We start from the raw sequence: 577 nt of genomic DNA, 5'->3' as shown, positions 1-577 counted from the left end.
CGTCCAGGCTCGCGTAGCGGTCTGAAAGATCAAAGAAACCCAGCTGCACCATCATCACGCTCCAGCAGCCGAATACCACCCGCTTCCTACACAGGCGGCACGGTCAGAGCAATTTTTCGAGGTGCCCTATAATGAGAACGCTATCGACTGCGCGGCCTACACGCTGCGGATCGGCAACGAAAACTACATCAGCCCAGATCATAAGGTTGAGATTCTATCGCAGCACACAAAGCAGAAGCTGCGGCCGGGTGAAGGTTTCGCAATCCCGCCTGGTCAGTTCGCTTTTCTGACCACCCAAGAAGAAATCACGGTTCCCGATACGGCGATCGCGTTTATCTCGATCCGTGCCCGACCAAAGTTTCGCGGTCTCATCAATATCTCCGGGTGGCTCCGTCGCAAACTCTGACCATGATTGAATGAGGTCGTTGTTTTCGTTTTATTATGCTGCCAGTGCTGCGAATTGGGCGAAGGGACAGAGTCCGGGCGTCAGCTGGCCTTTGCGGATCATATTGGCCACTTCGATGCCCTCAAGTGTCGCTGACGCCGAAGCGAAGGATTTGAAGCCGAGCATGGGTCG

1 protein-coding gene and 1 pseudogene are annotated in these 577 nt (G+C 54.9%); one reads left to right on the top strand and one right to left on the bottom strand.

Annotation, left to right across the window (positions count from 1 at the left end):
- Window positions 1–121: 121 nt before the first annotated feature.
- Window positions 122–406 carry a dCTP deaminase domain-containing protein gene (locus KNW02_RS20730; RefSeq protein ID WP_216035060.1) on the top strand — a complete coding sequence of 95 codons (285 nt, stop codon included), beginning with the start codon at window positions 122–124 and terminating at the stop codon, window positions 404–406.
- A 33-nt stretch (window positions 407–439) separates the two neighbouring features.
- On the opposite strand, the pseudogene KNW02_RS20725 reads toward KNW02_RS20730, so the two are convergent.
- Window positions 440–577, bottom strand: a pseudogene (locus KNW02_RS20725) (IS6 family transposase); the annotation flags it as partial.

The sequence above is a fragment of the Paracoccus marinaquae genome, from assembly GCF_018860165.1.
GTDB classification, from domain to species: Bacteria; Pseudomonadota; Alphaproteobacteria; order Rhodobacterales; family Rhodobacteraceae; genus Paracoccus; species Paracoccus marinaquae.
This window is presented reverse-complemented; position numbering and strand designations above follow the sequence as displayed.